Origin of the sequence: Pseudoalteromonas sp. Isolate6 (genome assembly GCF_022398435.1) — a bacterium.
GTDB lineage: Bacteria > Pseudomonadota > Gammaproteobacteria > Enterobacterales > Alteromonadaceae > Pseudoalteromonas > Pseudoalteromonas galatheae.
Window position 1 is genome coordinate 1 of the sequence record NZ_JAKEVK010000301.1, and the last position, 3,755, is coordinate 3,755.

The 3,755-nt window shown below is 40.8% G+C and carries 7 protein-coding genes; all 7 read right to left on the bottom strand.

Translation table 11 applies throughout. The annotated features are described in order from the left end of the window. On the bottom strand, window positions 1–359 hold a 359-nt coding region (locus L1D50_RS22045), incomplete at its 3' end, for a DUF4440 domain-containing protein (protein WP_239966848.1). Window positions 360–368: 9 nt separating this feature from the next. After that, window positions 369–776, bottom strand: coding sequence for a GFA family protein (locus L1D50_RS22050; RefSeq protein ID WP_138524432.1), 408 nt, complete (start codon window positions 774–776; stop codon window positions 369–371). Window positions 777–789: 13 nt separating this feature from the next. Next, window positions 790–1,242: a GNAT family N-acetyltransferase gene (locus L1D50_RS22055; RefSeq protein ID WP_239966849.1), complete on the bottom strand. Its 453-nt coding sequence runs from the start codon at window positions 1,240–1,242 to the stop codon at window positions 790–792. Between the two features lie 15 nt (window positions 1,243–1,257). Beyond that, the gene (locus L1D50_RS22060; protein ID WP_128726538.1) at window positions 1,258–1,545 is read right to left on the bottom strand and encodes a hypothetical protein; all 288 of its coding nucleotides are present in this window, start codon (window positions 1,543–1,545) and stop codon (window positions 1,258–1,260) included. Continuing rightward, complete coding sequence (locus L1D50_RS22065) at window positions 1,546–1,935, bottom strand: HIT family protein (RefSeq protein ID WP_128726537.1); 390 nt, start codon at window positions 1,933–1,935, stop codon at window positions 1,546–1,548. 205 nt (window positions 1,936–2,140) lie between these two features. Further along, complete coding sequence (locus L1D50_RS22070) at window positions 2,141–2,596, bottom strand: GNAT family N-acetyltransferase (RefSeq protein ID WP_128726536.1); 456 nt, start codon at window positions 2,594–2,596, stop codon at window positions 2,141–2,143. Between the two features lie 179 nt (window positions 2,597–2,775). Continuing rightward, window positions 2,776–3,297 (bottom strand): hypothetical protein, encoded by a 522-nt coding sequence (locus L1D50_RS22075; protein WP_128726535.1) that lies wholly within the window; start codon window positions 3,295–3,297, stop codon window positions 2,776–2,778. Between the last annotated feature and the right edge of the window lie 458 nt (window positions 3,298–3,755).

The following is a 3,755-nucleotide window of genomic DNA, read 5'->3' on the forward strand; positions in this document are numbered from 1 at the left end:
CCCTGATGGTGTAACAGCTGCCACTTACCATTTTGCTCAACCCATAAAGATGACCGATAAGCATGCTCTGAAAGCGTGCCATCAGAACTCCGCCATGCAGAACGATAGGTAAGAAGTAAAGCATCACATTTCATATAAACACAGTGAAATTGCTCTACTGCCACCTCCCCATCCGGCCACTCTTCTTCATTCATTAAGCACAGGATCTGGCCCAAATCATACAGGCTCCCAGAGCGTCCAACCTCAATAAATTGAGGATGAAGGAGTTCGTGACACAGCGCCATATTATGCCTATTTTCTTTACGATGAAGCGCACACTCCTTCGCGATGACTTGCTCAATAATTGACGTTGAACACATCAGCGCAAGCTAAGGCTGTTTATCAAATACGGTGACGCCCTCTGGGATGGTATACCAGTCTTGCTTTTCACTAACCCATACATGCGCCGTCGGTTGAATAAAGCGAGTATCGTCCAAATTACTTGGTTTGAGTTTAATTGAATTTGGCTCTGCTGGGTTAAAGTGGTAAATGCGGTTGCCGCAAGTTGGGCAAAACTTAGCTCCGCTAACGTTACCACTATCAGCCGGACGCTGCCATTCTTTCATCAGACCCGAAAACTCAATATCGCCTTTATCAACAATGGCTGTAATGCTAAATGCGCTTGTTGACAGTTTTTGGCAAGCCTTACAGTGACAGGCGACCACCATTTTAGGTGCTGCTTTTAACGTGTAGCTTACTTCACCACATTGGCACGAGCCACTAATTGGAAATGTCATAAAATATCCTTACTTAAGTTCGATCTAACCTCATTGGAATGTATCTAATACCGTTTTTCTGTGCTTCTTGTCCCGCCGCCTGAAAACCTAAAGTAAGATAAAACGATGCTGCATTAAGCGATGAGCACAACGAGATTTGAGCTGCGGATGTACTCGCCAACACAGTATCTAATAACTGCCGACCAACCCCTTTACCTTGAGCTGACTTGGCAACAAATAAATGTGTGAGATAGTTACCATCTCTTAATAAAGCAAATCCAATCAACTCATCGTTTAATAATGCCTTGGCACCAACAAAGCTGGCGTTGCACATTACCTGAGTCACTTCGGGTATTATTTCGTTTAAATAAGTATCTTTTCCAAGCTGCGAAAAATGCGGTAAAACGTCAACCTCGGAGACTTCACGCATTAACCTTTCGATGGCATCTGCATCTTCACCCTGAATCGAATTGATGATAACCTTCACTTATGACCTTTTGATTTATTGCGTGCTTACATTTCTGGCAAACGTTACCCCAAAAAAGAAATGCATTGCAGCTAGGCTAAATATTAACTTACTTAAACTGGCATCGAAAAACCAAATACCAATAGCAAATACGGGATGCATAGCAACCATTATCCACCAGCACACTCGGCCAATTTTGTAGAGTGGGTAGCCATGTTTGTTTTGGAAATTTAATAATCCAAACGCCCAAGGCAACAAAGTCCAGACGAGTGACATACAAAGCAATAGCGTTACAACAACCTTGATTAATACTTCTCCGAGCATCTATAACCCCTCAAGTGAAGTACGCAGAACCTCTTGAGGTTTAATATTGAGCCCATCGCGTCCAAACGCAAAACTATCTCGCTTATAGCGGGGGAAAATATGCAAGTGATAGTGGCTTAATTCGTTAAAGTGTCCGTTGTTTTGCACAAGCGTAATCCCATCTGGGGAGAATTTACGCTCAATTCGCTCATAAAGGTCACGAGCAACGCGGTGGATTTCTGCCAATATGGATTCAGGGACTTGAAGTAGCGTTTCAAAGGGAGATTTGGGGCAAATTAAGATATGACCAAAGTTTATGGGGTCATGATCGGCAAATGCAATCACCTGCCCTGATTCATATACAATAACCGCTTCGATTTCTCTTGCAACTATCTGTTCTACAATCGTCATCAGCTAGCTCTCCTTAACCTGATTCTATTGCGTAATGTACATCAGCAACCAGTATCCTGCCAGTGATATATTCTATTTACTCCTTTGTTAAGTGAATAATTTTCAGGCTTAAATTTACTCACAACACAATTAAACTACATTAGTGTCAGATTTGCTCATTTAAATTGAGCAAGTGTTAAGCTAATGGGTATTGGGATAGAAAGTGCTACTTAAAGATATTGATCGCCAATGCCAATTTCTCAATGCCGTGTGCCGGCAACCATCGTTTGTATTCAACAAAGCCGTACTTTTGGTAGAGTGCAATAGCAGGCGTGTTTGCCGTCGCTGTTTCTACAATAACCTTTTCAACGTTAAACTCTGACAACGCAAAACGCAGCAGTTTACCTGCTATACCCTTGCGAAAATAATTGGGATCAACGGTCAGGCTATCTATTTCTAGCGTCTTCTTAACAATGACAAGTTCAATGACTGCGGCAAGATTTTGATTTTCAAAGTATCCGTAAAAATGGCTTGTTGCACTGCTTATCCCTTCTACAGTGCGAGATAAGGGTGGAAAATAGCTAGCGCCAATTAACATGGCTTCTATTTTGTACGAATTTTGAAAAGTCTGAAAAATCTTCTCAGCAACTAAAACATCGCTATTGTCTAATTGTCGAATCATATTTATGTCTCACATTTTAATGCAACTAGGTTCGTTGACAGTCGAAGTGAGCTCAACGAACTTAATCTCTATCAATTGGCTACCTAGAAAATAGACGTACCAAGAAGAAGGCACATATTCTAAAGTATGCACCAAGTGTACTATTCTTGATGAGAACGATTAATTCTAACTTTGCGAAATCAATGCAAGAAAATATACAAATGCTGGTTTTTTACTTTAGCCTCACTTAACCAACTTTCGAGCTGCGCGATTTGGGTTTGATCAAGCTCACCATAGTCCGCTTCGTCTGTATTGATGCTGTCAGGTGCAATGCTGAAAATTGCAGGAAAGTCATCTGGGATTGGAAATTTATAAGGCATATTCATCATTGAGGTGAACGGGATATCATAAAGATTATCCATATCGCATGGGTACCACGCACTGTTGTTTAAAAATCGTCCCTTTATCTCGCAAATGGCCTTGAATAAATAACCATAGGCAAAACCTAGTCCAGCTCGGTTTCCCTCACCACTCAGCAATTCTTTGAGTAAATCTGATGCGCTAACTTGCTCGTTACCACCATCTAAGTGATCTTCTAGCATAGAGTTAATCTCACGCAATTCTCTCGCACATTTTAAATTAACTTCTTCAAAAAGTACTCTTGCTGGTGTGTTTAACAGTGCTTGCGTATCGACTAGATACGCCATAACGCCATAGGACATATTATCTCCTTAATTTAGTCCGTTGCTTACTTAAACGTTTTGCTGATGGTAATCACTAAGCATTCAAATGAACTTGTCGTTATTTGCCGGCCCCGAGGGTACGATAGCATAACGAAACTTAGCCTGGGATTCATCTCGCTTTATACTCAATTAACCGCTATTAAACATGCCGAATAACCAGTTTACCTACCTTCATAGTTTAGCGACGAACACGCTAATATCTTGCCAACACCGAAATAGTTGCCACCTGTGAATTGGGCTAACTTATTCTTATGGTGCTGAACTCACAGCTAAACAGGACTGAGCGCAAGGTAAATACTTAGAATTCTACACAAAATGATGAAAATCAATGGTGCTTCGAGTACACGGAGCCTGTGTTATTTGTAGTGAATTTCAAATTTTTATGATTTTAGGGTATAAATAACTTTCACTAAAAATAATTTACATAAGATCAAGGA